At 57.5% G+C, this 24,898-nt stretch carries 23 protein-coding genes; 4 read left to right on the top strand and 19 right to left on the bottom strand.

Annotation, left to right across the window (positions count from 1 at the left end):
- Nucleotides 1-18: 18 nt before the first annotated feature.
- The 10 genes from dagF to pmbA all read right to left on the bottom strand — a co-directional run bounded on the left by dagF (nucleotide 19) and on the right by pmbA (nucleotide 7,597).
- The gene (dagF, locus tag F0320_RS02275; protein ID WP_126328946.1) at nucleotides 19-759 is read right to left on the bottom strand and encodes a 2-dehydro-3-deoxy-phosphogluconate aldolase; all 741 of its coding nucleotides are present in this window, start codon (nucleotides 757-759) and stop codon (nucleotides 19-21) included.
- Entirely contained in the window at nucleotides 756-1,874 is a 1,119-nt protein-coding gene (locus tag F0320_RS02270) for a DgaE family pyridoxal phosphate-dependent ammonia lyase (protein WP_126328947.1), read from the bottom strand. The genes dagF and F0320_RS02270 overlap by 4 nt, the downstream gene beginning before the upstream one ends.
- Nucleotides 1,858-2,991 (bottom strand): amidohydrolase/deacetylase family metallohydrolase, encoded by a 1,134-nt coding sequence (locus tag F0320_RS02265; protein WP_047652093.1) that lies wholly within the window; start codon nucleotides 2,989-2,991, stop codon nucleotides 1,858-1,860. Before F0320_RS02265 ends, F0320_RS02270 begins: the two co-directional genes overlap by 17 nt.
- A gap of 42 nt (nucleotides 2,992-3,033) precedes the next feature.
- Nucleotides 3,034-3,675: a DUF4310 family protein gene (locus F0320_RS02260; RefSeq protein WP_023310183.1), complete on the bottom strand. Its 642-nt coding sequence runs from the start codon at nucleotides 3,673-3,675 to the stop codon at nucleotides 3,034-3,036.
- A gap of 13 nt (nucleotides 3,676-3,688) precedes the next feature.
- Entirely contained in the window at nucleotides 3,689-4,465 is a 777-nt protein-coding gene (locus F0320_RS02255; protein WP_023310182.1) for a DUF4311 domain-containing protein, read from the bottom strand.
- 22 nt (nucleotides 4,466-4,487) lie between these two features.
- A complete protein-coding gene (locus F0320_RS02250) occupies nucleotides 4,488-4,787 on the bottom strand; it encodes a DUF4312 family protein (RefSeq protein ID WP_006810338.1) in 300 nt (99 codons plus the stop codon).
- A 2-nt stretch (nucleotides 4,788-4,789) separates the two neighbouring features.
- Nucleotides 4,790-5,152, bottom strand: a complete 363-nt coding sequence (locus F0320_RS02245; protein WP_023293430.1) for an SFCGS family glycine-rich protein — start codon at nucleotides 5,150-5,152, stop codon at nucleotides 4,790-4,792.
- A 10-nt stretch (nucleotides 5,153-5,162) separates the two neighbouring features.
- Nucleotides 5,163-5,501: a glycine dehydrogenase gene (locus F0320_RS02240; RefSeq protein WP_126328948.1), complete on the bottom strand. Its 339-nt coding sequence runs from the start codon at nucleotides 5,499-5,501 to the stop codon at nucleotides 5,163-5,165.
- 315 nt (nucleotides 5,502-5,816) lie between these two features.
- A complete protein-coding gene (gene cybC, locus F0320_RS02235; RefSeq protein ID WP_008501412.1) occupies nucleotides 5,817-6,203 on the bottom strand; it encodes a cytochrome b562 in 387 nt (128 codons plus the stop codon).
- A 41-nt stretch (nucleotides 6,204-6,244) separates the two neighbouring features.
- Nucleotides 6,245-7,597, bottom strand: a complete 1,353-nt coding sequence (gene pmbA, locus F0320_RS02230; RefSeq protein ID WP_047652092.1) for a metalloprotease PmbA — start codon at nucleotides 7,595-7,597, stop codon at nucleotides 6,245-6,247.
- A gap of 95 nt (nucleotides 7,598-7,692) precedes the next feature.
- Between pmbA and yjgA the strand changes: the two genes are divergently transcribed.
- Nucleotides 7,693-8,244 carry a ribosome biogenesis factor YjgA gene (gene yjgA / locus F0320_RS02225; protein WP_042713463.1) on the top strand — a complete coding sequence of 184 codons (552 nt, stop codon included), beginning with the start codon at nucleotides 7,693-7,695 and terminating at the stop codon, nucleotides 8,242-8,244.
- 76 nt (nucleotides 8,245-8,320) lie between these two features.
- On the opposite strand, the gene mpl is transcribed toward yjgA, so the two are convergent.
- Nucleotides 8,321-9,697 (bottom strand): UDP-N-acetylmuramate:L-alanyl-gamma-D-glutamyl-meso-diaminopimelate ligase, encoded by a 1,377-nt coding sequence (gene mpl / locus F0320_RS02220; RefSeq protein WP_126328949.1) that lies wholly within the window; start codon nucleotides 9,695-9,697, stop codon nucleotides 8,321-8,323.
- A gap of 197 nt (nucleotides 9,698-9,894) precedes the next feature.
- Here mpl and fbp point away from each other — a divergent pair, with 197 nt between their 5' ends.
- On the top strand, nucleotides 9,895-10,893 hold the full coding sequence (gene fbp / locus F0320_RS02215) for a class 1 fructose-bisphosphatase (protein ID WP_023310178.1): 999 nt from the start codon (nucleotides 9,895-9,897) through the stop codon (nucleotides 10,891-10,893).
- Nucleotides 10,894-11,043: 150 nt separating this feature from the next.
- Nucleotides 11,044-11,400 (top strand): helix-turn-helix domain-containing protein, encoded by a 357-nt coding sequence (locus F0320_RS02210; protein ID WP_126328950.1) that lies wholly within the window; start codon nucleotides 11,044-11,046, stop codon nucleotides 11,398-11,400.
- Here the strand turns inward: F0320_RS02210 and F0320_RS02205 are convergent.
- From F0320_RS02205 to ytfQ, 5 genes are all read right to left on the bottom strand, one after another.
- Nucleotides 11,372-12,943 carry a methyl-accepting chemotaxis protein gene (locus F0320_RS02205; RefSeq protein WP_126328951.1) on the bottom strand — a complete coding sequence of 524 codons (1,572 nt, stop codon included), beginning with the start codon at nucleotides 12,941-12,943 and terminating at the stop codon, nucleotides 11,372-11,374. The two genes, F0320_RS02210 and F0320_RS02205, sit on opposite strands and share 29 nt — an antisense overlap.
- A 93-nt stretch (nucleotides 12,944-13,036) precedes the next feature.
- Complete coding sequence (gene yjfF, locus F0320_RS02200; RefSeq protein WP_023293434.1) at nucleotides 13,037-14,038, bottom strand: galactofuranose ABC transporter, permease protein YjfF; 1,002 nt, start codon at nucleotides 14,036-14,038, stop codon at nucleotides 13,037-13,039.
- A complete protein-coding gene (gene ytfT / locus F0320_RS02195; protein ID WP_185807247.1) occupies nucleotides 14,025-15,050 on the bottom strand; it encodes a galactofuranose ABC transporter, ATP-binding protein YtfT in 1,026 nt (341 codons plus the stop codon). Before ytfT ends, yjfF begins: the two co-directional genes overlap by 14 nt.
- 10 nt (nucleotides 15,051-15,060) lie before the next feature.
- Nucleotides 15,061-16,563, bottom strand: a complete 1,503-nt coding sequence (gene ytfR, locus F0320_RS02190; RefSeq protein ID WP_047652084.1) for a galactofuranose ABC transporter, ATP-binding protein YtfR — start codon at nucleotides 16,561-16,563, stop codon at nucleotides 15,061-15,063.
- Between the two features lie 65 nt (nucleotides 16,564-16,628).
- The gene (ytfQ, locus tag F0320_RS02185; RefSeq protein ID WP_014882271.1) at nucleotides 16,629-17,585 is read right to left on the bottom strand and encodes a galactofuranose ABC transporter substrate-binding protein YtfQ; all 957 of its coding nucleotides are present in this window, start codon (nucleotides 17,583-17,585) and stop codon (nucleotides 16,629-16,631) included.
- A gap of 309 nt (nucleotides 17,586-17,894) precedes the next feature.
- On the opposite strand from ytfQ, the gene ppa reads away from it, so the two are divergent.
- Nucleotides 17,895-18,425, top strand: coding sequence for an inorganic diphosphatase (gene ppa, locus F0320_RS02180; RefSeq protein ID WP_010427397.1), 531 nt, complete (start codon nucleotides 17,895-17,897; stop codon nucleotides 18,423-18,425).
- A 465-nt stretch (nucleotides 18,426-18,890) separates the two neighbouring features.
- On the opposite strand, the gene F0320_RS02175 is transcribed toward ppa, so the two are convergent.
- From F0320_RS02175 to tamA, 3 genes are read right to left on the bottom strand one after another with little or no spacing between them, the layout of a single operon-like run.
- The gene (locus F0320_RS02175; protein WP_014830431.1) at nucleotides 18,891-19,235 is read right to left on the bottom strand and encodes a gamma-glutamylcyclotransferase family protein; all 345 of its coding nucleotides are present in this window, start codon (nucleotides 19,233-19,235) and stop codon (nucleotides 18,891-18,893) included.
- A 2-nt stretch (nucleotides 19,236-19,237) separates the two neighbouring features.
- Nucleotides 19,238-23,014, bottom strand: a complete 3,777-nt coding sequence (tamB, locus tag F0320_RS02170) for an autotransporter assembly complex protein TamB (protein ID WP_126328953.1) — start codon at nucleotides 23,012-23,014, stop codon at nucleotides 19,238-19,240.
- A complete protein-coding gene (gene tamA / locus F0320_RS02165) occupies nucleotides 23,011-24,744 on the bottom strand; it encodes an autotransporter assembly complex protein TamA (RefSeq protein WP_047652080.1) in 1,734 nt (577 codons plus the stop codon). Before tamA ends, tamB begins: the two co-directional genes overlap by 4 nt.
- Nucleotides 24,745-24,898: the final 154 nt, after the last annotated feature.

The following is a 24,898-nucleotide window of genomic DNA, read 5'->3' as shown; positions in this document are numbered from 1 at the left end:
GTGCGGTAAGGTTTTGTTCTACTTCACCAGCTTCTTCGTCATGTCCAGCAGCGTACGCACGTCTTCCGGGCGCGTATCGCCGCTGGCATTGTCGATAATCGAGCTGTAGATATGCGGGATGATTTTACTCACGCCCGCGTCGAGGGCGATCTGCAGGATCTCCTCATAGTTTTCCAGATCGATACCTCCGGTCGGCTCCAGCCAGAAGTCGTGACGGGCGCAGGCTTCCGCCACCGCTTTGTACTCGTCACGGCACTTCAGGCCGCCCATCGGGAAGTATTTGATGGAGCTGCCGCCGAAATCCTTCAGCAGGGCAATCGCGGTTTCAACCGGTACAATGCCGTCCGGCGCTGCGCTGCTCAGCGGGCCGGTGGAGATTTTAACCATCCCCACGGTGCCGGTCGGAGAGACCAGACCGTTGACCACCGATTCATTCTGCCCCAGCAGCGCGCGGCTGGTGGCCACGCCGGTGAACACCTGGTTGACGTGCTGTGGCTGCACGTGACGGGAGATCTCGCTCACCATTGCCGACTGGTTCGGGTCGCCCGCACCCAGGCCCACGGAGAGCGCGTTATCAATCAGCGCGGCATATTCACGCATATCGGCAACGGCGCTCGCCACGTCCGGGTAATTTTTGGAGAGCACGCCCACCAGCACGTGACCTTCCGCCGCCTCGTAAATGGCGCTGGCGTTGGCTTTCGATCCTGCCAGCACGTTCAGGCAGACGCGGTCACGGTAAAAGTTGGGGGTCAGTTTCATGCTTTTTTCTCCTGTCCTAATACTTCGCTAATGCGGCGGTAGACGATGTTCAGCTGGTCAGCATTCACGCTGCGCACGTCCGCCTCGATAATCCCTTCGTTGGCCTTGTAGCCACGGAAGTAAATGGCGTATTCGCCCTGCTTGAGCTTCGCCACCAGATCGCCCGTGCCGACGCCGGTGGTGGCTTCGTCGAACTTAATCTCGGTGCGGGCAATATCGCGTCCGGCGCTGTCCCAGATCACGCGCGCGGTCACGCCGTTCAGGGTGTTGAGCGCCTCGATAAACGGCGTCATCTTCGCCACCATCTCGGCCCCGCTCTCTTTGGTTGCCGTCAGATAATGTTCGATGGCGCAGGTCAGGCCGAGGATCCCCTCTTTACCCACCTTCATCGCGCGGCCAATGCCCGCCGTCTGGCGCTTCACCCACTCAACGTACTGGGTTTTGCCGATCACCAGCCCGCTGGTTGGCCCTTCGATCGCCTTCGCGCCGCTGTAGATCACCAGATCGGCACCGGACCGGTAATACGCGTGCAAATCTTCTTCCGCCGCCGCATCAACGATCAGCGGGAGATCGTGCTTGCGCGCGACGACTGCCGCCTGCTCGACGCTGAGCATGCTTTTCTGCACGCAGTGGTGAGATTTGATGTAGAGGATCGCCGCTGTGCGCGGGCCGATCGCCGCCGCCAGCTGATCGGCGGAGCATTCGTTGGCGTAGCCCGCTTCCACCAGCTTGCCGCCGCCCAGCGCCACCATGGTGCCCACCGGCGCGCCAAAGTTCACGTTGTGGCCTTTCGGCAGGACGATTTCGTTGTTCTCAATCGGGGTCACGTGCAGGTTTTCCAGCAGCCAGTCGCTGTCTTTCACCAGCACCGCCGCCACGGACTGGGCTATACCCGCCGACGCGCAGGAGACCACCGTCGCGCCTTCAACATCCAGCAGCTTCGCGATGTATTCCCCGGTTTTGTTGACCAGATCCTTCATCTCGAAATAGTGATTCATGCCGTCCATCGCCGCCTGCACCACTTCCGGGCGCGGGGTGGAGACACCGAGCGCCGTCATGCGGCCAGAGGTGTTGATCACCTGCTTTAAGTTGTACTTCTCATAAATCGAAGGCATGTTCCGTGCTCCCTTGTTCGGTCATGTAGCCCTTGCCCGCGCGGATCGCGGCAAGCGGCACCAGAATGTGTTCAGCCTGCAGGCTGTCGTTTTCGGCATCCGTCAGCACCGTCGGCTGGCGTTTAATCGTGAACAGCGTTAAATCCGCGTCGAGACCCGGCTGGATGCGGCCCTTGCGCGCAAGGCGCAGGCCGTCGGCGGCGTTGGCGGTCACGCAGTCAATCACCTGCGGCAAAGACATGCCGATGGCGAGGAATTTCGACATCACGCTTGCCAGCGAGCCCACCGGGCCGTTAATGCGGTTGCGGCAGTAGATATCCGAGCTGATGGTGTGCGGCAGAATGCCCATCGCGATGGCGCGTTTCGCCACCTCAAAGCTGAAGCTCGCCGTACCGTGGCCGACGTCCAGACGCACGCCGCGCTTCAGGGCGGAGGTGATGGAGGCGCGCAGCTCGCCGGAGGGCGTCAGAATGCGGTTGGGTTTGCCGTTATAGCAGTGGGTGATGATATCGCCGGAGCTCAGCAGCTCGGCAATTTCGTCGAGGTTCGGCGGGTTGTTGCCGATGTGCACCATCAGCGGCAGGTCGCCGTTCTCTTTCTGAATGGCTTTCGCCCGCTCCAGCGGCGTAATGCCGTTTTCACCGACCACGCTGCTGCTCATGCGCGCCTTCAGGCCGACGATAAAATCAGGGTGGCGCTTCACCGCCTGCTTCACCGCGTCGGCGTCAATATTCGCCATGTTGGCCAGTTCGTTTTGGGCAATCAGCCCCACGCGGGAGATGTTCAGCAGGGCAAACACCTCGGTGGAGGCTTTACGGGTGATTTCGTAGAAATCGTCCACGTCGTCGGCACCGGTACTGCCCGCGTCCACCACGGAAGTGACGCCGGTGGCAATACCCACGCTGTCCGGCTCGTCGTGGTAAATCGGGGAGTTCGGGTAGCAGTGAACGTGGGAGTCAATCCAGCCTGCGCTGACGAACACGTCGCCGTTCAGCTCAACCGTTTTATGCGCGGGGGCGTCAATGTCGCCCAGCGCCGCGATCTTCCCGTCCTGAATGGCGATATCGGTCAGGGTATCGTCGGCAAGGCGCGCACGGCGCAGGAGTAAATCAAACATGAGGATCTCCTGATAAGGCGGGCGCCTGAGCGCCCGCGGGTATTAAAGGGCGACCGGGAACAGCCAGCCCAACAGCATTGCGCCGAGAATGGCGCCACCGGTGATCGGCTTCTGCCAGATGTAGAACACCAGCGCACCCAGCAGGGAACCGACGCCGATAGGAATGGAGGCGGTCATGGCGCTGAGGATAATCAACGGCCCGAGGAAGCGGCCGGAGGCGTTACCCGCGCCCATCATCACGTCTGCACCGTAGGTGGAGTTGCTCTGGTTAATGGTGAACTTACGCGCCAGGATGATGACGTAGCCGATCGCCAGGCCAATCACCAGACCGGTAATCAGCGCGGCAATGAAGTTGGTCACCGGGAACATGATGCCCGCGCCCAGCAGCAGCGCCGGAACGCCGAGGCCCACGCCGGTCTGGATCGCGCCGCCGATGTCGAGAATACCCACCAGCGACCCTTCGATAATGCGGGCGAACAGGAAGCTCGCGCCGAACGCCGCCACCGCGCCGTAAACGCCGGTATCGATCCCCGCTTTCAGCATCGCTACGAAGGCCACTTCGTTAAACGCGCCGATGCCGTAGAGGTAGTACATGTGCGTCCCGGCGAAAACGCCGGAGGAGAGCAGGCCAACGAAGATCGGGAACGACCAGTCGGCATACCAAAAACCTTTATTCTGTTCCATTTAGAGGCTCCTGTTATTTACCGCTGAGCGAGTTGTGGATCATGTCGAGCCAGTTCGGCACGGTCAGATGGAAGGATTCGATCATCTTCATGTCGAAGCCGCGGAAGAAGCCGCTCAGCACGAAGAGCAGGACGATCGCCGCCATCATCACTTTGGTGACGTGGTTCCAGCCGCTCTCTTCGACGCCTTTCCCGATCAGGATCCCCAGCACCAGCCCCGGTACGGCGTTCCCCATAATCAGCTGCGCCGCGCCGCCAAAGATGGTGGCCCAGAAGCCCGATTTTTTACCCGCGTCGATGGCCGCCAGCCAGAAGATTACCGGCATCACGGTGTTTACCAGCAGGTTTGCCGCCGGTACCAGCACCTTCACCGCGGTGACCTGGAGCGCTGCCGGAACGGAGGAGGCGGTCAGGTTCAGGAAGGTGACGACGAGCATGCCAATCACCCCGCAGGCAATCGCCATTTTGCGCGGGTCGTGCAGCGTTTCGCCGACGTTACGGTTTTTGATCATCAGTGCAGCAGCACCCCAGTTCGGGATGATGCGGTGGTCAACGTCCTGTGTGAAGGCACCTGCGGCCACGGAAGAGGCCCAAGCGTTAAAGAAGAAACCTAACCCAAAGGAGAAGTGGGACGCCGGATCCCCTTCACAGGAGTTCAGTTCCCCCAACGTACGAAACGCGCCCATACCCTGAGTGGTAGGCGCATGAAACATGCGTGCAGCCCCGGCTCCGACACCGACGCCAACCAGGCCGCCAATGATGAGCGATTTTATTAATATAATTAAGAACATCAGTCTGCCCTTTTATGAATAATCAGCGTTGCGTGACGAAATCCACCTGGTCAAGATTGATAGCGGTCACGTTGACGGTCACATCCAGCTCCACGCTGTAGGTGCGTCTTTCCCGGCGCAGAAAGAAGAACAGAAACGCTTCTTTTCGCACCGCTTCTTGCGCCTGAACGACCTGCACATCCTGTGGCTCAATACGCAGTAAGATATGCGGTGAGGCTTTCATCACCGCGGCCTGAACGTGGTTGAGCGCGTCGGCAAAGGCGCGCGCTTTGGCGTCGCCTTTTCCCTTTACTCTCACCGTGGTTGTGAACTGTTCTTTCATGCTTATGCGCCGTATTTCTTCTGCCACGCCTGCACCAGACGCTCGCCCAGCTCTTCTTTATCCATAAAGCCGAAGCCCAGCACGTTGCAGCCTTCGTTGATGGCGGTCACGCCCTCTTCCACCGAACGCATGCCGTATTTGGCCTTGTAGCCATATTTGGTCTGGGCGGTGATAGCGCCCGCGCCGCCGCTGCCGCAGAAGGAGATGCCGAAGGTGGCATTTTCCGCTTTCATCACGTCGCCCAGCTTCATATCCGCCGCCATGCCCGGCACGACCACCGCGCGTCCACCTGCTTTTTCCACACCGGCAGCCACTTTCTGACCTTTACCCAGGCGATCGCCAATCACGACTGTAATCTGTTCCATGTGTTGCTCCTTAAACGTTGTCTTTCGCGACTTCAAAGTGAACGGAGAGCAGCCAGGCCTCTTCATCAGGAAGATTGCCAAACTGCGCGACCACTTCACGGGCGAGCCGCATTGAATCCGGTGAAATTTCGTCAAACAGCTCTGCTTCAACCTCCGGCAGCGGCTCGCCGGTCACGGACCGGTGCGCCATTGCGCGCACGTGGGAGGTGAGCATCTGCTCCTGTACCGCATTGGGGATGATGTTGTTCCGGGCCAGCAGGGCATAAACCTGCTGCAGCATGGTGTTCGCGAGCTGTTCTGTTTGCTCCGCCTGTTCCCCAACGTCGTTCATTACCGCTCCGTTAATCACTGGTCTTACCCCGTTAATGGCTCTGGAATAAAACTAACGTTGGGGGGGAATTGTTTGTAGCGAGTTGTTTTCCACTTCGAAGTGGAAAGGCGAGCCGCAGCAGTGATCTGTGCCACATAAATGCGGTGAATCTGAATTAATCACGGTATTTGCGTGATGAATATCACGTATTCCAGCGGCAAAACGCGCGCCGGGGAAACGAAACGTTCAGGCATGGTGACGCAAAAATGTGATGGCGATAGGGTTTACTTATTACCGCGCAAAAAAAACGGGGGCCACTGGCCCCCGCTGGTTGTTTGTCAGATGCGCGATCGGTTAACGGTATTTCTTGTGATACGTGTTACGGGTCGTCACAAACTGCTCGGCCGCCGCCTGGGCTTCCTTCACTTTGCCTTCGTTAGCCAGCTTCAGCGCGCCGTCGATCTGGCCGACCAGCACGTCAAAGCCGTGGCGGTAGTCTTTCATCTCTGCGCTGTCTGCCGCTTTGCTTTCCAGCTTCGGAGGCGTCGCTTTTTGCGCGTCCAGCGCCGCTTCACGCATTTTGGTCAGCGCGTCTTTCATTTCAGCCGCATTGTCCGTTTTCTGCACCACCTTCAGGTTTTGACCGAGGATGCCCATGTCGTCTTCAAGATCGGCAGCAAACGCAGAAGAGCCAAGAACCAGCGTTGAAGCCGCGACGATCGCTAACAGATGTTTACGCATTGCTCACTTCCTTTTTTATTATTAAAACGCCTTTACGGGTATTACTGACCGGCGATTTTCATTTCCGGCAGAAGTACAGAACCACACTGTATATTGCTGCGTGTTTCAATATCGTTACCGACCGTAACGATATTGCGCCACATGTCCTTCAGGTTGCCAGCGATAGTAATTTCGCTCACCGGATACTGGATTTCGCCGTTTTCCACCCAGAAGCCCGCCGCGCCGCGCGAGTAGTCTCCGGTGATGCCGCTTACGCCCTGGCCCATCAGCTCGGTGACCACCAGACCGGTGCCCATCTCTTTCAGCATCTGCTCAAAGTTCAGGCCCTGTCCGGCAATGCGCCAGTTGTGGATGCCGCCAGCGTGTCCGGTGCTTTTCAGCCCCAGCTTGCGCGCGGAGTAGTTGGTCAGCAGCCACTGGGTCAGAATACCGTCTTTAACGATGTCACGACGCTCGGTGCGCACGCCTTCGCTGTCGAACGGCGTGGAGGCCAGCCCTTTCAGCAGGTGCGGATGCTCTTCGATGGTGAGCCATTCCGGCAGGATCTGCTTGCCCAGCGAGTCGAGCAGGAAGGTCGATTTACGGTAAACGGAGCCCCCCGCGATAGCGCCCACCAGATGTCCAAACAGGCCGGTCGCCACTTCGTTGGCAAAAATGACCGGGGCCTTCATGGTGGAGAGCTTACGCGGCGACAGGCGAGACAGCGTGCGTTCGGCACACTCTTTACCCACCCATTCAGGAGACTGCAAGTCCCCCAGCGCGCGCCCAATGGTGTAGGCGTAGTCACGCTCCATGTCGCCGTTCTCTTCGGCAATCACGCAGCTGGAGAGCGAATGACGGGTGGAGCAGTAGCCCTGCAGCATGCCGTGGCTGTTGCCGAAGACTTTGATCCCGTAATGGCTGTTGAAGCTGCCGCCTTCGGTATTGGTGATGCGCTTGTCGGCCTGCAGGGAAGCCTGCTCGGCGCGCGCGGCCAGTTCAATGGCTTCGTCCGGGGAAACCTCCGCCGGGTGGAAAAGATCGAGGTCCGGTGCGTCAAACGCCAGCAGGTCTTTATCCGCCACGCCTGCGTAAGGATCCGGAGAGGTATAACGGGCGATATCCAGCGCCGCCTGCACCGTACGGGCAATGGCATCCGGGCTGAGATCGGTGGATGACGCGCTGCCTTTGCGATTCTGGTGATACACCGTGATCCCAAGCGCGCCATCGCTGTTGAATTCTACATTCTCCACTTCACCATAGCGGGTGCTCACGCTAATGCCGGTGGTTTTGCTGACCGCCACTTCGGCGCCATCTGATTTTTCTGAAGCAAGCATCAGCGCGGTGGAGACGGCTTCTTCCAGAATCTTACGCTGCGCTTCAACTTGTGAGGTTACTTTCATCGCAAATGCCATACTGTAAGAGAGAGTTAACTGAAGTCTAACAGAGAACCGTTTTTCAGTGCGCGTCTTAACTGGTAACATTAGCCTCTTTTTTTAAGGAGCCTGACATGACTAAGCAGCCCGAAGACTGGCTCGACGACGTTCCCGGTGATGACATCGAAGACGAAGATGATGAGATCATCTGGGTCAGTAAAAGTGAAATTAAACGTGACGCCGAAGAGTTAAAACAGCTTGGCGCGGAAATGGTAGAACTGGGTAAAAACGCGCTGGATAAGATCCCGCTCGACCAGGATCTGCGTGATGCCATTGAACTGGCACAGAAAATCAAAAAAGAAGGCCGTCGTCGCCAGCTTCAGCTTATCGGGAAAATGCTGCGTCAGCGCGACGTCGATCCGATCCGCCAGGCGCTGGACAAGCTGAAAAACCGCCACAACCAGCAGGTTGCGTTTTTCCACAAGCTGGAGCAGATCCGCGATCGTCTGATTGAACAGGGTGATGATGCCGTACCGGAAGTGCTGAACCTGTGGCCGGATGCCGACCGCCAGCAGCTGCGTTCCTTGATCCGCAACGCGAAGAAAGAGAAAGAAGGGAATAAGCCGCCGAAGTCCGCGCGCCTGATTTTCCAGTATCTGCGCGAGCTGTCTGAGAACGACGAGTAATCCGTTCCCCTCTCCCCGGAAGGGCGAGGGAGGAAAGAACGTAGGCCCGGTAAGCGCAAGCGTCACCGGGCTTTTTTTACTCCGCGGCCACGTCCGCTTTCTTCGCCAGACCGTCCAGCAGCTTCTGATGGATCCCACCAAAACCGCCGTTGCTCATCACCAGAATGTGGTCGCCAGGCTGAGCGGCTTTCACCACCATATCCGCGAGCGCATCCACATCCGCGCTCCAGTGCGCGGGCTGAATGCAGGCATCGGCCACTTCGGCCACCTGCCAAGGAATATGCTGCGGCTGCAGCAGGAAGACCTCATCGGCACGTCCTAACGACGGCGCGAGGTCATCTTTGCAGATGCCCATCTTCATGGTGTTCGAGCGCGGTTCCAGCACGGCCAGGATGCGGGCTGTTCCGCCGACCTTGCCGCGCAGGGCGGCAAGCGTTGCCAGAATGGCCGTTGGGTGGTGCGCGAAATCGTCATATACGGTAACGCCGTGGGCTTCACCGCGCAGTTCCAGACGGCGACGGGCGTTGATAAACGAGCCCAGCGCATTGGCCGCATCCGCAGGCAAAACGCCCACGTGACGCGCCGCAGCAATAGCCATCAGGCCGTTGTGCATGTTGTGCTCGCCCACCAGGCCCCACTTCACCTCACCCACTTTTTCACCGTCGAGCAGCACTTCCCACTCGGAGGCATCGGCGTTGAGTTTCTTCGCCTGCCAGTGGCCCTGCTCGCCCACCTGCTCCTGCTCGCTCCAGCAGCCCATCGCCATCGTCTGCTTCAGGTTGATGTCGTTCTCCGGCAGGATGATGCGCCCCTGGCCCGGAACAATGCGCACCAGGTGGTGGAACTGTTTCTGGATCGCTTTCAGGTCGTCAAAGATATCCGCATGATCGAACTCCAGGTTGTTGAGGATCAGCGTGCGCGGGCAGTAATGCACAAACTTGGAACGCTTGTCGAAGAATGCACAGTCGTATTCGTCGGCTTCGATCACAAAGAACGGGCTGTCACCCAGACGGGCAGAAACGTCGAAGTTGCCCGGAACGCCGCCAATGACAAAGCCAGGCTTATAGCCGCAGGCTTCGAGGATCCAGGTCGCCATTCCGGCGGTGGTGGTTTTGCCGTGGGTACCGGCAACGGCAACCACCCAGCGGTCGCGCAGCACAAAATCATGCAGCCACTGTGGGCCAGACATAAACGGAATATTGCGTTCCAGCACCGCTTCAACGCATGGGTTACCACGGGTCATGGCGTTGCCAATGATCACCAGATCCGGTTCAGGATCCAGCTGGCTGGCCTCGTAGCCCTGAATCAGCGAGATGCCCTGCTTCTCCAGAAGCGTGCTCATCGGCGGATACACATTGGCGTCCGAACCTGTTACTTCATGGCCCAGTGAGCGCGCCAGCATTGCCAGTCCGCCCATGAAAGTGCCACAAATCCCCAATATATGAATGCGCATACGTCACTATCCTTCTTCAATGTGGCGCACATTTTACTCACATGTTAGCGGCTGTGAAACGCATTTCAGGTAAATCCGTATGTTGCTGGCGCGATTCACCTCTGCGCTAATATTTGAATGTTTGTTAAGATTGTTGGGCTTTAGTCGTTTTAGTGAACATACAATCGCTCTACTCACAAAGATGCAGGGAAAGTGTTATGAAAACGTTAGGTGAATTTATTGTCGAAAAGCAGCACGAGTTCTCTCATGCTACCGGTGAACTCACTGCTTTGCTGTCGGCAATAAAGCTGGGCGCTAAGATCATCCACCGCGATATCAACAAGGCCGGTCTGGTCGATATCCTGGGTGCCAGCGGTGCCGAGAACGTTCAGGGCGAGGTTCAACAGAAGCTCGATCTGTTCGCAAATGAAAAATTGAAAGCTGCACTGCGCGCGCGCGACATCGTTGCGGGTATCGCCTCCGAAGAAGAAGATGAAATTGTTGTTTTCGAAGGGTGTGAACACGCTAAATACGTTGTTCTGATGGATCCGCTCGACGGTTCCTCAAACATCGACGTTAACGTTTCTGTCGGTACCATTTTCTCCATCTACCGCCGCGTCACGCCAGTTGGCACGCCGGTGACCGAAGAAGATTTCCTGCAGCCGGGCATTAACCAGGTTGCTGCCGGTTACGTCGTTTATGGCTCCTCCACCATGCTGGTGTACACCACCGGCTGCGGGGTTCACGCCTTTACGTACGATCCTTCACTCGGCGTTTTCTGCCTGAGCCAGGAACGCATGCGCTTCCCGGAGAAGGGCAATACCTACTCCATCAACGAAGGCAACTACATCCGCTTCCCGAACGGCGTGAAGAAGTACATTAAATTCTGCCAGGAAGAAGATAAAGCGACCCAGCGCCCGTACACGTCCCGCTATATTGGCTCTCTGGTCGCGGATTTCCACCGTAACCTGCTGAAAGGCGGTATCTACCTCTACCCAAGCACCGCCAGCCACCCGGACGGGAAGCTGCGCCTGCTGTACGAGTGCAACCCGATGGCGTTCCTCGCCGAACAGGCGGGCGGCAAGGCGAGCGACGGTAAAGAGCGTATTCTGGATATTGTGCCGGAAAGCCTTCACCAGCGCCGTTCATTCTTCGTCGGCAACAACCACATGGTTGAAGACGTTGAACGTTTTATCCGTGAGTACCCGGACGCGTAATGCCTCTCTACAGGGGAGCCGTTCTGGCTCTCCTGGTCATTTATATATTTTACCGTATAAGTGTTTATAAAAAACATGCTTTAATATTCACCACTGCTCCTGCATTATTTCCATAACAGTTTGACAGATATTTCGTGGAGCAGAATCGCAATGAATAATTATTCCCGTGCTAATACCGGCATTGATTTAAATCTTATCCCTGTATTTATTGAAATCGTCCGCTGCGGCAGCATGGCAAAAGCCTCTTTGCGTCTGGAGATGTCACGTCCGGCGGTGAGCCTGGCCTTAAAGCGTTTTAATCAACTCTTTGATGAACCGTTATTTTTCCGCAAAGGTTTATATCTTGAACCGACGGAAAAAGCGTTAGCCTTAACCCGTTCGCTGGAAATATTAGTGGGTGAAATTCACGATAATATTGCGGCAGTTAATTCCGAAAAAAATAAAACCCCGGCACAGAACGTACCGGGGCTGAGTAATATTATGCAGCGGCCTGAGTCGTCACTTTGAATGATGACATGGCTTCCATCAGCTGACGCGACTGCTCTTCAAGGGAGCGGGTCGCGGCGGAGGATTGCTGCACAAGCGCCGCATTCTGCTGCGCGGTTTCGTCCATCTGATTCACCGCAATATTTACCTGCTCAATACCGCGGCTCTGCTCCTGGGACGCGGTCGCAATTTCGCGCATCAGTTTCGTCATGCGCAGCACTTCGGTTGCGATCTCGTCCATCGTTTCGCCGGCCTGCTGGGCCAGCTCGCTGCCCTCGTTAACGTGGGTCTGCGAATCGCTGATAAGCGATCGGATCTCTTTCGCCGCGTCGGCGCTGCGGCTGGCAAGGTTTCGCACTTCGCCCGCGACGACGGCAAACCCGCGCCCCTGCTCGCCCGCGCGCGCCGCTTCCACGGAGGCGTTAAGCGCCAGAATATTGGTCTGGAAGGCAATACCGTCGATCACGCTCAGGATGTCGGCGATGCGCGCCGAGCTGCCCGAGATATCGCGCATTTTTTCAATCACGTAGCAGACCATTTCGCTGCCGTGATCGGCCGTGTCGGACACCGACTTCGCCAGCTGGTGCGCCTGCTCGGCGTTATCGGCGTTGAGCTTCACCGTCGCGGTGATCTGTTCCATGCTGGCCGCCGTCTGCTCCAGCGACGTGGCGGTGGATTCCGTACGCTCGGCAAGATCGCGGTTTCCCAGGGTCAGCTCGCGGCTGCCGGTGTCAATTTGCGAGCTGGCATCGCGTACTCGCATAACCGAGCTCATCAGCGACTGTCGCATCTGCTCTATCACCGCGTTGAGGCGGTTAAACTCCTGGCTCGCGGGCGCATTCAGCGTATGGGTTAAATCTCCCGCTGCCACGTTCTCCAGCTGAGCGATCGATGCCGAGAGCGGCTTGAGCAGCATATGGCGCAGCACCAGCCACGCGAGCACGATAATGCCCGCCGTCAGCAGCGCGGCGACGATAATCAGGATCAGTACGCGGGTTTTACTCGCCTGCACGGCACTCACTTCCGCCTGACCACGCGCTTCGCTCCATTTCTGAAACGCCTGCATATCGTTATCAAACTGCTTCGCCACCGGAATCAGCGTCTTCTCCAGCAGATCGTAATACTCGTCCGCGCTCTGGTCATTCAGGGTTTTCAGCATCGGGTTGATCCCCTGCTGGCTATACGTCGCCAGGCTGGCCGCCACTTTATCGAGCAGCTGTTGCCCCTGCTCGTCAGCCACGCCGCCGTCGATCACGCCTTTCAGCGTTTTCTGAGCCAGGGCAACTTCCTGATTGATGTTTTTTACCGCGTTGGCCGCATCGTCCAGCATGCCGATTTCCATCATGCGGACGGCCTGGCCCGCCTCATTGCGCGCGCGCAGGATCAGCGTATAGCCTGAATTAAGCTGCACCATCTGCTCACCCTGAAGGTGATTAATGCGCTGCAGTGAAGAAGAACTCTGTGTGAGGGCATAAATGCCAATGCCGCTGACAATCAGCAGCAGAAGGGTCATAACGGCCAGTAAAGAGAGCAAGCCGGTACGAATCGATAGCGTTTTCAGCATGATATTATTTCCGGTAGCGAGATATTTCTGGGCATAAAAAAAGAGTATCGGCCGCTACCGGAAAATGTTTAGACTTTAAGCAAATTCAGCGTGTTATCGCTCTGTTACCGATGTGTTTACGCGGGTAACAGGCGAGCTTTGACGGTTCTCCCAGAGCACCGTCAGCCCACGCTGCAGTGCAATAAAAATAAACAGCAGAATGCCGATGGCGATCTTCGTCCACCAGGAGCTGAGCGTGCCGTCAAAGTTGATATAGGTTTGTATTAGCCCCTGGATAGCCACGCCGAACAGCGTCCCCAGCACCGTACCGACCCCGCCGCTGAGCAGCGTGCCGCCGATGACCACAGAAGCTATCGCATCCAGCTCAACGCCCACGCCTGCAAGGGCATAGCCCGCCTGGGTATACACCGAGAAGACGATACCCGCCAGCGTCGCCAGGCCGGTCGAGAGCATATAGATGCGGATGGTGGTGCTGCGGGTGGAGATCCCCATCAGGTTTGCCGACGTAGCGTTACCGCCGATGGCGTACACCTGATTGCCAAACCGGGTACGATGGGCGAGGAAGATGCCAATTACCACCACGCCCAGCATCAGCAGCCCCATCGCGCTCAGGCGGCCGCCGCCGGGAATTTTCCACGCCAGGCTGGAGAGCGTGTCGTACACCGGATGGTTAATCGGAATCGACTCTTCCGACACCAGGTAGCTCACCCCACGGAGGAAAAACATTCCCGCGAGGGTAATGATAAACGCCGGGATTTTTAACGCGTCGATAAGCAGCCCCATAAAGGCGCCAAACGCGCAGCCCATCGCCAGCACCAGCGGAAACGCCACCAGCGGAGAGATCCCCCAGAAGCCGATCGCCTTCGCGAGGAACACGCCCGTGAACGCGATCACCGAGCCAACGGAGAGATCGATCCCGCCGGAGAGGATCACAAAGGTCATTCCGACGGCGATGATGCCTAAAAAGGCGTTATCGGTCAGGATATTGCAAATCACGCGCGTCGAGGCAAAACCCGGGAATTGGGTGAGGCAGTAGAGATACCCCAGCACAAACACGCCCAGCGTGATCATCAACGGTAAATTACGTTTTATCATGGCCACGGATCCCCTTAATGATGCTGACAAAGCGCGGCGACTGGACGATCAGCACGCAGAGCACGACCACCGCTTTCACCACCTGGTTGAGTTCCGGCTGAAACCCCGAGAGCAGGATCCCGGTGTTCATGCCCTGAATGATCAGCGCGCCAATCACCGAAAGCAGCAGGTTAAAGCGCCCGCCCATCAGCGACCCGCCGCCGATCACCACCGCGAGGATTGCGTCCAGCTCCAGCCAGAGCCCCGCGTTGTTGGCGTCGGCCCCGCGAATATCCGCCGCGACGATGACCCCGGCGATGGCGGCGCAGACGCCGCTCAGCACGTAGGTCAGCATCACCATCAGCCGGGTGTTGACCCCGGCGTTACGCGCGGCGCGGATGTTGATCCCGACGGCTTCAATGAACATGCCCAGCGCCGTTTTGCGGGTGAAAAGCCAGAAGACAACGAGCGTGGCCAGGGCAATAATCACCGGCGTCGGGAAGAACAGAAGGTTGCCGCTTCCGAGCCACGCCAGGCTCGGGGAGTTAAAGGTGACAATCTGTCCGGAGGTAATCAGCTGCGCCACGCCGCGCCCGGCCACCATTAAGATAAGGGTGGCGACAAAGGGCTGAATTTTCAGCACCGCCACCAGAATGCCGTTCCATAATCCGGCCAGCACGCCGGTGCCTAAGGCTGCAAGCAGGACCACCGGCAGGCTGTGTCCGGACACGGTCATGGAGGCTGCCGTGGCCCCGGCGATAGCCATCACCGCGCCGACGGAGAGGTCAATCCCGCCGGTGGCGATGACCAGCGTCATCCCGATGGCCAGCAGCGCCACGGGCGCGGCACGGTTTAGAATGTCAATCGGGCTGCCAAACAAGCGCCCATCCTGCACGATAATCTGGAAGAAATGCGGCGCGACCAGGCTATCAACCAGCAGAACCACCAGCAGCGCTGCGATTTGCGGCGTGCCGGTCGGCCAGCTGAAGCGGCGCTTTGTCTCACCGGTTTGCGAAAGCGAACGGGGCATCACGATTTACTCCTTATGCCGCGATGGCATTCATGATCGCCGGAACGGACAGCTTATCCAGCGGGATCTCTGCCACCTGTTTGCGATCGCGCATGATGATGACGCGATCGGCATAGCCCACCAGCTCCTCCAGCTCGGACGAAATAACCAGCAGCGCCAGACCGTCCGCGCACAGAGTTTCGATAAGCCGGATAATTTCGGCGTGCGCCCCCACGTCAATGCCGCGGGTCGGTTCGTCGAGGATCAGGAATTGGGGTTTGGTCAGCAGCCAGCGTGACAGCAGCACCTTCTGCTGGTTACCGCCGGAGAGGAACTCGATCGGCTGTTCCGCGCTCGGGGTACGAATACCCAACTGACGGATAAAGCGCTCGGCGATGGCGTTCTGCTCTTTACGGGGGATCGGACGCAGCCAGCCGCGCTGGGCCTGCAGCGCCAGGATGATATTTTCCCGCACCGAGGCCGCAGCAATAATACCGTCCGTTTTCCGATCCTCCGGGCAGAAGCCGACGCCGAGACAGGAGGCCTGATGCGGCGATCGCAGGGTTTGCGGTTTACCCTTGATCAGCGCGCTGCCGCTGTCCGCCGGTTTGATCCCGAAGATCACCTCGGCGGTTTCGGTTCGTCCGGAGCCTAACAGGCCCGCCAGCCCGACAATTTCGCCTGGCCGTACCTCAAGGTTAAACGGCGAGATCACGCCTTTCTTGCCGTAATCGCTGAACGCGGCGACCGGTTTCTCGCTCAGCAGCGTACGCCCTGCGCGCTGAAGGGCGTTGGTTTCCAGCTCGCGCCCCAGCATCATTTTCACCAGTTCGATCTGCGGCAGCTCGCGGGTTTCGCGGCAGCCGACAAAGCTGCCGTTGCGCAGCACCGTGATGCGATCGCTTACCTCATATACCTGATCGAGGAAGTGGGTAACGAAGATCAGGCTGACACCCTGATCGCGCAGCTGGCGCATCAGGGTAAAGAGCATCTCCACTTCCTGGGTATCGAGGCTGGCGGTGGGTTCGTCGAGGATCAGCACTTTTGCAGAGAGATCGATCGCGCGACAGATGGCGACGATCTGCTGCATCGCCACGGAAAAGCGGTTCAGCGGCTCGCGGACGTCGAGGGAGAAGCCGTACGATTCCATCAGCTTTGTCGCCCTCGCCTCCATCTCTTTGCGGCGCAGCAGGCCAAAACGGCGTGGCTCACGGCCAATAAACAGGTTATCCGCCACCGACATATTCGGCAGCAGGTTCACTTCCTGGTACACAGTCCCGATCCCCAGCTGCTGGGCATGGGCGGTATTTTTTGGCGAAATGGCGTTGCCTTCCAGCCAGATGGTGCCGCGATCGGCGTGATAAACGCCGGTGAGGGATTTAATCAGCGTCGATTTTCCCGCGCCGTTCTCGCCCAGCAGCGCCATGATCTCACCGCGCCGCAGGCTGAAATCAACGTTATCCAGCGCCTTTACGCCGGGGAAGAATTTGCTTAAGCCCTCTGTGCGGAGGATTTCCTGGTGTTGTTCAGTTTTCATATTTACGTCCCCGGCACGTTCTCGTAGGCCGGGTAAGCGCAGCGCCACCCGGCAATTTCACAGGATCAGTAGCCCATATTTTTCTTCTTCTCTAACTCTTCTTTCGCCGTGTCAGGCAGGTAGAGCGTGGACTTGGTGACCGTCACCTTCTCAGGCATCGTGCCGTCTTTCTTGAATTTCTCCAGCGCGTCGAATGCCGGGCCCGCCATGTTTGGCGTCAGCTCCACGCTGGCGTTGGCTTCGCCGTCGATCATCGCTTTGTAGATGTCCGGCACGCCGTCGATAGAACCGGTGAGAATATCTTTGCCCGGCTTCAGGCCCGCTTCTTTAATCGCCTGAATCGCACCGATCACCATGTCATCGTTGTGGGCGTAAACCATGCAGATGTTCTTGCCGTTGTTTTCAGCCTTAATAAAGCTCTCCATGACCTCTTTACCTTTACTGCGCGTAAAGTCGCCGGACTGAGAGCGGATAATCTTGATGTTTGGCGCTTTAGCAATGGCCTCAGCAAAGCCTTTTTTACGGTCGATGGCCACGCTCGCGCCGACGGTGCCCTGCAGTTCAACGACGTTACACGGCTTGCCGTCGACCTGTTTCACCAGCCAGTCGCCAATCAATTGCCCTTCAAGCACGTTATTGGCGGTCACGGTGGTCATATAGAGGGATTTGTCTTTGACGTCGATGGAACGGTCGAGCAGGAAGACCGGGATCTCAGCGTCTTTCGCTTCCTTCAGGACGGGTTCCCAGCCGGTCGCCACGACGGGTGCAATAAAGATGGCATCCACGCCCTGGGCGATAAAGGAGCGCACGGCTTTGATCTGATTCTCTTGTTTTTGCTGACCATCGGCGATTTTCAGGGTAATGCCGCGTTTCTGAGCCTCGCTTTTCGCAACGTTGGTTTCTGCCGCTCGCCAGCCAGATTCAGAGCCGACCTGCGAAAAACCTACGGTTAAGGGAGCGGCCATCGCCATAGACGACATGGCTGCCGAAACTGCTGTGACAAGAAGTAAGCGCTTCCACATATGAGCGTCCTCGTAGGGGTGTTTATTGTTGGTTAAAAGATGTTCTGCGAAATGACTATAGCCCATGAAATATGTAACGAATTGCGTTACATCACACTTCAGAAAAGTGAATAAAACGTTAATCACAAGTTTGTAATCGCTTTCATTTCACCATGAAAAATGTGGCTGAGTTTATGGATTTTTCTGTCATGGAATCGGTCTGAAAAGTGGAGAAAGCGGGGAGAGAAAGCGAAAACAGGCGGAGACATTCAGCGCGAGTTGGCTATAATACCTGCCACTTGTTTACCATCCATTTTAAAGGACACCGACATGAGCTTACTCAACGTCCCAGCGGGTAAAGAACTGCCAGAAGACATCTACGTAGTTATCGAAATCCCGGCTAACGCAGATCCGATCAAATACGAAGTGGACAAAGAGAGCGGCGCCCTGTTCGTAGACCGTTTCATGTCTACCGCGATGTTCTATCCGTGCAACTACGGTTACATCAACCACACCCTGTCTCTGGACGGTGACCCGGTTGACGTGCTGGTCCCAACGCCATACCCACTGGAGCCAGGCTCCGTCATTCGCTGCCGTCCAGTTGGCGTGCTGAAAATGACCGACGAATCCGGTGAAGATGCGAAGCTGGTTGCGGTACCGCACACCAAGCTGAGCAAAGAATACGATCACATCAAAGATGTGAACGACCTGCCAGAGCTGCTGAAAGCGCAGATCACTCACTTCTTCGAGCACTACAAAGACCTCGAAAAAGGCAAGTGGGTTAAAGTTGACGGCTGGGACAACGCAGAAGCGGCGAAAGCAGAAATCATCGCCTCTTTCGAACGCGCTGCTAAGAAGTAATTCTTACTGCCGATCAAAAAAAGCCCCGCGAGTCGGGGCTTTTTTGTGCCTTTAAAAAACACATAAACTCCTGACCGTCGCGATCGTGAGCGTTATACATGCTAAGTTTCTTTCTTCAAAGCATAAAGATGGGCTACATAAAGGCGTTTGACTGTTACGGCAAAGACAGCAAATGGCAGTATCTCTGCATCCTGACATTCCAGCTTGCCTGGTTTTTGTTTTACTTATGGATCCCTTATCGAAGCGATTATGCGATTCTGCTGTTTTTACTGTTTTTCCTGCCCGTCATATCAAGCAATACGCGGTGCATAAACTACTATGGCCGTTCACGCGCCTTGTGTTTTTTATGGCTTATTGCCCCATACATCATGCTGTTCGTTCCTCTGTTTTTAACCCGACGCAGGGATACAGAAGAGAATTGAAAGCGTAAAAAAACAACGCCACCTCACGGTGGCGTTGTTTTTTTCAGTACTGGTCTCTGTCTAACCAGTTACCGCTTACAATCCGCGTTAACCCTTCGACCGGACGCTGGTAGACATACATCCACGCGCTTCCGTACGGCGTCTGGATCAACTGGCGTGCGTATTCACCGCCCCTGGTGCGCAAGGCATCAAGTTCGGCAAGCGTCGCGTTATCAATACGATAGACTTCACCCTGTACTGTTCCTTCGCCCGGAACCGCGCCTGGATAGTGGCCCAGGCTGTACAACTGGTAGTTCTCGATATTGTAATTCCCCAGCAGCAAGGCATTGGTCATCCAGTGACTGTTGCCTTGCTTGGTTCGTAAACTGCCGTAGACAAATATTCGCATTGCTAAAACTCAAACTGATAGAGCAGATCAAGTGCCTGGTCTACGCCGGACACTGCTTCCAGATATAGCTTAGGCATCAGGCGATAGCGTAACGTGAGAGTTGCCAGTGAGTCAAAGATCCCCACACCATATTTTACCTGCAGACCCGGCAGTACATACCCGCTGACCACCACCTGCGAGGAGTCACCCACGCCCTGGGTGTCCAGCGCCAGATTGCTTACGCCGAACGTCTCGCCGATTTTACCCACAACCTGCCCACTTTGTGCAACCCCCAGACCCACTAACATCGAGGTCATCGCCGCACTGTCGCTCTGACCGCTGTCCAGACCTTGTCCACGCAGCAGGTAAGAGAGGGCTTCCTGCTGCGGCATCGCCGGGTCAGAGAAGATCTCCGCCTTCGGCTCGTCGGCGGAGCCGGTGACGCGTACGCCAGCAATAACGTTGTTTTCCGTCGCTTCCGGGTTACGAATCGCTTCGATGTTCAGCAGAGGCTGATCCGGTGGACCGGAGAAAAGCAGCTCGCCTTTACGGACGATGAGGTCCTGACCATAGGCGTGGAAACGCCCTTCAGGAATATTGATCTGCCCGTTCAGGCCAAGCCCTTGTTTATCCTGCGCCACTTTCAGGTCGCCCGTGAGCCTCGCCTTCAGCCCAAACGCATTCAACCGCACGTTATTCCCCACGTGCACGATGAGGTTACTGTTAATCGGTATGCCCGCGCTCTTCTGCTCGACAGGTTTCAGATTTTCATTGAGCATCACTTCATCACTTGAAACGCCGACCGCGCTTTCCGGCACGTCGTGAACCACGATGCGCGCCCACGGCACGTCGACGCGTCCGTCAAGCGTGAAGAGGCTTGGCGTGGCTTCAAAGACCACATCAGGCGAAACGTCCAGGCGCACCATCGGCGGTACAGTGATACGCACCTTACTGCCCTTCGCGGCGATACGGGCGCGCCAGTTATCGAGCTGGCTCCAGTCCGCGTCGCCGCTGAGGTTGATTTGCCCCTGCTGCGTCAATACCGAGCCGCTCAGCGTCGAGCTCATGCCGTTGAAGTTCATCGCGATCTGGCTGGGCTGCATGTCAAACGGCATGAAGTTGCCGTCGATATCCACGCCGCTGAGCCGCATCTGACCGAACAGCTGCGGGCTTTGCGCGTTGCCGGCCAGGCGCAGGTTAGCGTTCAGCATCCCCTCGGCTTTTTCCCCGCGCGCGAAAATCGGGTTCACCATCGCCAGGTTGAAGTTACGGATGTTGACGTTGCCGCCCAGATTACGCCGCCCCTGCGGATCGGTAATCTGGACCTGCCCGTCCAGCTGGCCGTTGTTTGTGAGGCGGATTGTCCACCCCAGCTGTGCGCGATTGTTATGCAGATCGGCACTCAGGTTCAGGGTGTCGAACGCCACCGGCAGCGACGCGTTATTGACCTCCTGCGTCACCTTCACGTTACGCCCGGACAGCGTGACGCTGCCCTGCGGCAGCCCCTCTTTGGTGGTGTCCCAGGCCACATCGGCTTTTCCGCTAAAGACGCCGCTGGCCTGAGTCGTGTCCGGCATAAATGGCTTCAGCATCGCCAGATCGAAGCGGTTGAGGTTGATCTGCGCACGCCCTTCCGCGCCCGCATCGATGGTCTGCGGCACGCACAGCTCCGCATTCGGGTTGGTCCAGCAGTGTGGCCCAATGCTGATCTTCTGCTCGGCATTGCGGTAGTCCAGGGCAATAGCGCGCGAGAGCACCAGCGGCCCGACCGGCGTATTGAAACGGGTGTTATCAAGCAGACCTTTCCAGCGTTCTGCTTTGCGGTCGAAGCTGCCGGTGAGGTGAAGCTGACCGGAGACCGGCTCGCCCTGTACGCGCAGCTGTAGGTCGTGCTGCTTCTCGTTCCCTTTGGCGTCCAGGGTGACCAGGCTGATGTTCACGTCCGGCTGAGAAATGCGCTCCACGCGCAGGTTCAGGTTACCGCCGATCTGATCGGTGGATTTCACATCCCCTTCCACGCGGACGCGGGCAACGCTCAGCTCCTGCCAGCGCAGGTTATTGGCGGTGATATCCGCCAGCAGCTGCGGCGCATCCACGGTTCCGCGCACTTTCACGAGACCTTTCGCAGTGCCACCCAGACCCGGCAGGGCGTTGTCCAGATTCGGCGCGTCGATGGTGGCGTCCAGATTCAGATCTTTCACCCCCAGCTCGCCTTTGATATCCGCCGTGTTGCGGCCCAGCGCCACGTGCAGCCCCGGGATAACCCACTGCAGATAGCTGTTGCCTTTCAGCGAACCTTCAACGTTAACCTTGTTCTGCTTCACGTTCCCGGTGAGCTTGATTTCCGGCACGTCCATCTGCCACGTACCGCCGTACAGGCTGCCGCGGGTTTTGATCAGGCCATCCAGTTTCGACGGCCAGTCCGGCACCTCTTTGGCGGTGTTAATGCCCGTCAGCTTCAGCTCGCCGCGCCAGCTGATCGCCTGCTGCCAGTCGAGCAGCGCGGTCAGCTCGGTTTTGCCTTCCAGCGCCGCGACGGTCAGCTTGTCGAGGTTGACCTGCTGTTCGTTGCCCTTCGCATCCAGCGTGATATTCGCGGGCGGCACGCCCTGTCCCTTCACCGCGGTGCGGAACGAGAGCGCGTAGTCGGTCATCTTGCCGCTCAGCTTCAGCTTCAGGTCATCGGCCTGGAACTGCTTTTCGCCGGTGAACGGCCAGTAAAGCTGCTTGCTGACAATTTCAATATTGAGCGGCAGCCCGGCTTCCGCCAGCTGCGTTTGCGCGCGCAGGACCATGTCCACCGGGCCGGAGAGATTCACCCCGACATCCAGCTTATCGCGTAGCGCCCCGCCCACTTTGATCTTCACCTTTTCGCCTTTCAGCGGATCGATGTTGAGGGCACTGTTAAGCGTGATATCCACCGGCCAGTTATCGCGCAGCAGCGCATTCCCTGACGCATTCACCGAGCCCTGGCTGGTGTCAATATCCAGCGCGTCGAGCTTCATGTTGCCGTCAATGCTGCTGACTTTCAGCAGCATTGTGTAGACCGTCAGATCGGTATCGCCGGTCAGGCGCAGCTGCTCGCCTTTGAACTCCTCGATGTTGAGGTTCAGCGGCAGATGAACGTCGGTCATTTCCGGCAGAACGGGCTTCGAGAAAAGATCTTTCAGCGTTTCGCCCAGCGGCTTCTCTTCCGGCTGCGGGTTCTGAATCTTCGGCTCGACGATCTCTTCCTGCGCCACGTCGGCCACCTTCGGCAGCGCGATCAGTAAACCCTGCAGCGACGTGGGCGTCAGGGTGAGGTTTTTCTCCTGCCAGCGCAGGCCGGAGGTGAAATCCATCACGGACACGGTGGTGTCGTCGATTTTGATATTAACGTTATCGAGCGCCACCCGATAAAGCGCGATCGGGTACGGCGTGGAGAGATTCAGCGGGCCGCTGTCCTCTTCCTCGACAGGCGCAGACTTCGGCATTTTTTTTGAATCTATCGCTACGTTGACGTCTTTAAGCGACAGATCGTTGACGCAGAGTTTGCTGTCCCGCAGGCAGCCCAGCTTGACCGCCAGGTGGAATTCCCCGGCGTTCACCGCCACGCCCGGTTGCTCATAGCGGATGTTCTTCAGACGCAGGTCGCGCCAGCCGCCCGTTACCTGACCAATCTCCAGCCCCGGCACCCAGCGGTTCGCAGCGTTAAACAGCAGATGCAGGCCGGTGGTGGTCCCTACCAGAAACGCTACCGTCCCGAGCAACAGCACGATAAAAATCAGCACCCCGAGGCTTATCTTCTTCCATAAACTCATAATTCAGGCCCCAGACCGATGTAAAACTGTAAACCATGTTCGTCTTTGTCACCCACCGGAACGGCGAAATCGAGCTTGATCGGCCCGACCGGTGACTGCCAGCGTACGCCCACGCCCGCGCCGGTTTTGAAATCGCTGCGGCGGATGTCGTTTACGGCTTCACCGCCATCCACAAACATCGCCCCCCACCATTTTCCGCTGACGTTATACTGGTACTCCAGCGAGCCGGTGGCCAGTTTCGAGGCACCGGTCAGCTGGCCTTTGTCATTTTCAGGCGAGATCGATTTGTATTTATATCCGCGAATACTGCGGTCGCCCCCGGCGAAGAAGCGCAGATCCGGCGGTACGCGCTCGAAGTCTCCCGTTTCAATCCAGCCGAGATTGCCGCGCATCACAAAGCGATGTTTGTCGTAAAGCGTGCGGATCCAGACGTTTTGCGCCTGCACGACGGTGAAGTCCACATCAGAACCCCACATGGTGTTGGAGTAATCAATGGAGTAACGCTGGGAATCCCCCCACGTTGGCATCAGACCACCGCGGGAGCGGGTACGGCTGATCATCACGCCCGGATAGAGCAGCATGGTAGTGTTGGTGACGTTAGCCTGGGTAAAGTGGTCGAAGCTCCAGCGCAGGTTAATGGCGCGCTGCCAGCCGCTGGAGAGATCCCAGAAACGCGATACGGCAAGCGTGGTGGAATCGGATTCGGTATCGTTCAGGTCGGTGCGCTTAAAGCCCCCCTGAACCAGGTAGTACTGCTCAAGCGGGTTTTTCAGCAGCGGCATTTTGTAGCTGAAATCCAGCTGCTGTTCCGGAGCTGAGATACTCGCGCTGGTAGTCAGGCTGTGGCCGTAGGAGTTCATCCACGGCTTTTTCCAGGTGGCCTTCACGCGCGGGCCGACGTCTGTCGAGTAGCCAACACCGGTCTCAATGGTGTTCTCGGTGCGCGGCGAGACAACGCCATGCAGCGGCAACACCTTCGTTTTGCGAGACTTATCAAATTCCGGTGCGACAACCACGGAGTTAAACCAGCCGGTAGCGGAAAGACGACGGTTCAGTTCCGCCAGGTCCCTGGACTGGTAGTAATCCCCCTTTTTGAACGGCACGAGGTTTTGCAGGTACTCTTCACGGATTTGCGAACCTTCAAACGTCACGTCGCCAAAGCGGTAGCGTTCTCCGCTGTCGTAGTCGATATCCCAGAAGGCCTGATGTCGATCCAGCGCAATGCCCAGCTGGCTTTTGTTGAACTGGCTGTCGAAATAGCCCTTACGCAGGGCAACGCTCGTCAGCTCTTTTTTGAAATGATCGTAGTCACCGTGGTTAAGCACGGTACCGATTTTCGGCCGCGTGCCGAGCAGGTCAAGGTAATCCCGGTCTGTACGCGCCCCGCCGCGCAGAATGACGTTGGTGCCGCCAATCAGTACCGGTTCACCCGGCGAAACGCGGGCAATAAGGACCTGGCGCCCCTTCTCTGGAGGCGGACGGAGATCAAAATCAATGGTGGGTTCGTAATACCCCAGCGCTTTCAGCCCTTCACGGATGGCGTCATCCACGCGCGCGCGAAAACGCCGGTCCGGCGTCACCTCATCACTCTGGATGGTCGACAACTGCGCACGCACGTTTTTTTGTAGCGCCCCGGATAACCCCTCAACCTGCAAACGGACATTCGCCGCGCTGGCAATCCCGCTTGTCAGCAACACACTGACTAAACATAACTGGCGGATTTTTGTCACGTTTTCTCCTGAATATCCCTGTTTCCACCCTGGAAGCAAATGAAGTGCCGCTCCGCGGCAAAATACGGCCTGTTAGCCAAAAACCCAAATCACGGGTTGAAAACGGGTGTAACACCCAAATATTTCTTATGATTAAATCTAGACTCATTCAGCG

The sequence above is a fragment of the Enterobacter dykesii genome, assembly GCF_008364625.2.
Taxonomy (GTDB): domain Bacteria; phylum Pseudomonadota; class Gammaproteobacteria; order Enterobacterales; family Enterobacteriaceae; genus Enterobacter; species Enterobacter dykesii.
The sequence above is the reverse complement of the archived record's forward strand: the minus strand, read 5'-3'. Positions and strand labels throughout refer to the sequence as shown.

What these genes read in the sequence shown, in the direction of transcription:
- dagF (WP_126328946.1), bottom strand. Translation starts at nt 759, where the DNA reads ATGAAACTGACCCCCAACTTTTACCGTGACCGCGTCTGCCTGAACGTG.
- F0320_RS02270 (WP_126328947.1), bottom strand. Translation starts at nt 1,874, where the DNA reads ATGCCTTCGATTTATGAGAAGTACAACTTAAAGCAGGTGATCAACACC.
- F0320_RS02265 (WP_047652093.1), bottom strand. Translation starts at nt 2,991, where the DNA reads ATGTTTGATTTACTCCTGCGCCGTGCGCGCCTTGCCGACGATACCCTG.
- F0320_RS02260 (WP_023310183.1), bottom strand. Translation starts at nt 3,675, where the DNA reads ATGGAACAGAATAAAGGTTTTTGGTATGCCGACTGGTCGTTCCCGATC.
- F0320_RS02255 (WP_023310182.1), bottom strand. Translation starts at nt 4,465, where the DNA reads ATGTTCTTAATTATATTAATAAAATCGCTCATCATTGGCGGCCTGGTT.
- F0320_RS02250 (WP_006810338.1), bottom strand. Translation starts at nt 4,787, where the DNA reads ATGAAAGAACAGTTCACAACCACGGTGAGAGTAAAGGGAAAAGGCGAC.
- F0320_RS02245 (WP_023293430.1), bottom strand. Translation starts at nt 5,152, where the DNA reads ATGGAACAGATTACAGTCGTGATTGGCGATCGCCTGGGTAAAGGTCAG.
- cybC (WP_008501412.1), bottom strand. Translation starts at nt 6,203, where the DNA reads ATGCGTAAACATCTGTTAGCGATCGTCGCGGCTTCAACGCTGGTTCTT.
- pmbA (WP_047652092.1), bottom strand. Translation starts at nt 7,597, where the DNA reads ATGGCATTTGCGATGAAAGTAACCTCACAAGTTGAAGCGCAGCGTAAG.
- yjgA (WP_042713463.1), top strand. Translation starts at nt 7,693, where the DNA reads ATGACTAAGCAGCCCGAAGACTGGCTCGACGACGTTCCCGGTGATGAC.
- mpl (WP_126328949.1), bottom strand. Translation starts at nt 9,697, where the DNA reads ATGCGCATTCATATATTGGGGATTTGTGGCACTTTCATGGGCGGACTG.
- fbp (WP_023310178.1), top strand. Translation starts at nt 9,895, where the DNA reads ATGAAAACGTTAGGTGAATTTATTGTCGAAAAGCAGCACGAGTTCTCT.
- F0320_RS02210 (WP_126328950.1), top strand. Translation starts at nt 11,044, where the DNA reads ATGAATAATTATTCCCGTGCTAATACCGGCATTGATTTAAATCTTATC.
- F0320_RS02205 (WP_126328951.1), bottom strand. Translation starts at nt 12,943, where the DNA reads ATGCTGAAAACGCTATCGATTCGTACCGGCTTGCTCTCTTTACTGGCC.
- yjfF (WP_023293434.1), bottom strand. Translation starts at nt 14,038, where the DNA reads ATGATAAAACGTAATTTACCGTTGATGATCACGCTGGGCGTGTTTGTG.
- ytfR (WP_047652084.1), bottom strand. Translation starts at nt 16,563, where the DNA reads ATGAAAACTGAACAACACCAGGAAATCCTCCGCACAGAGGGCTTAAGC.
- ytfQ (WP_014882271.1), bottom strand. Translation starts at nt 17,585, where the DNA reads ATGTGGAAGCGCTTACTTCTTGTCACAGCAGTTTCGGCAGCCATGTCG.
- ppa (WP_010427397.1), top strand. Translation starts at nt 17,895, where the DNA reads ATGAGCTTACTCAACGTCCCAGCGGGTAAAGAACTGCCAGAAGACATC.
- F0320_RS02175 (WP_014830431.1), bottom strand. Translation starts at nt 19,235, where the DNA reads ATGCGAATATTTGTCTACGGCAGTTTACGAACCAAGCAAGGCAACAGT.
- tamB (WP_126328953.1), bottom strand. Translation starts at nt 23,014, where the DNA reads ATGAGTTTATGGAAGAAGATAAGCCTCGGGGTGCTGATTTTTATCGTG.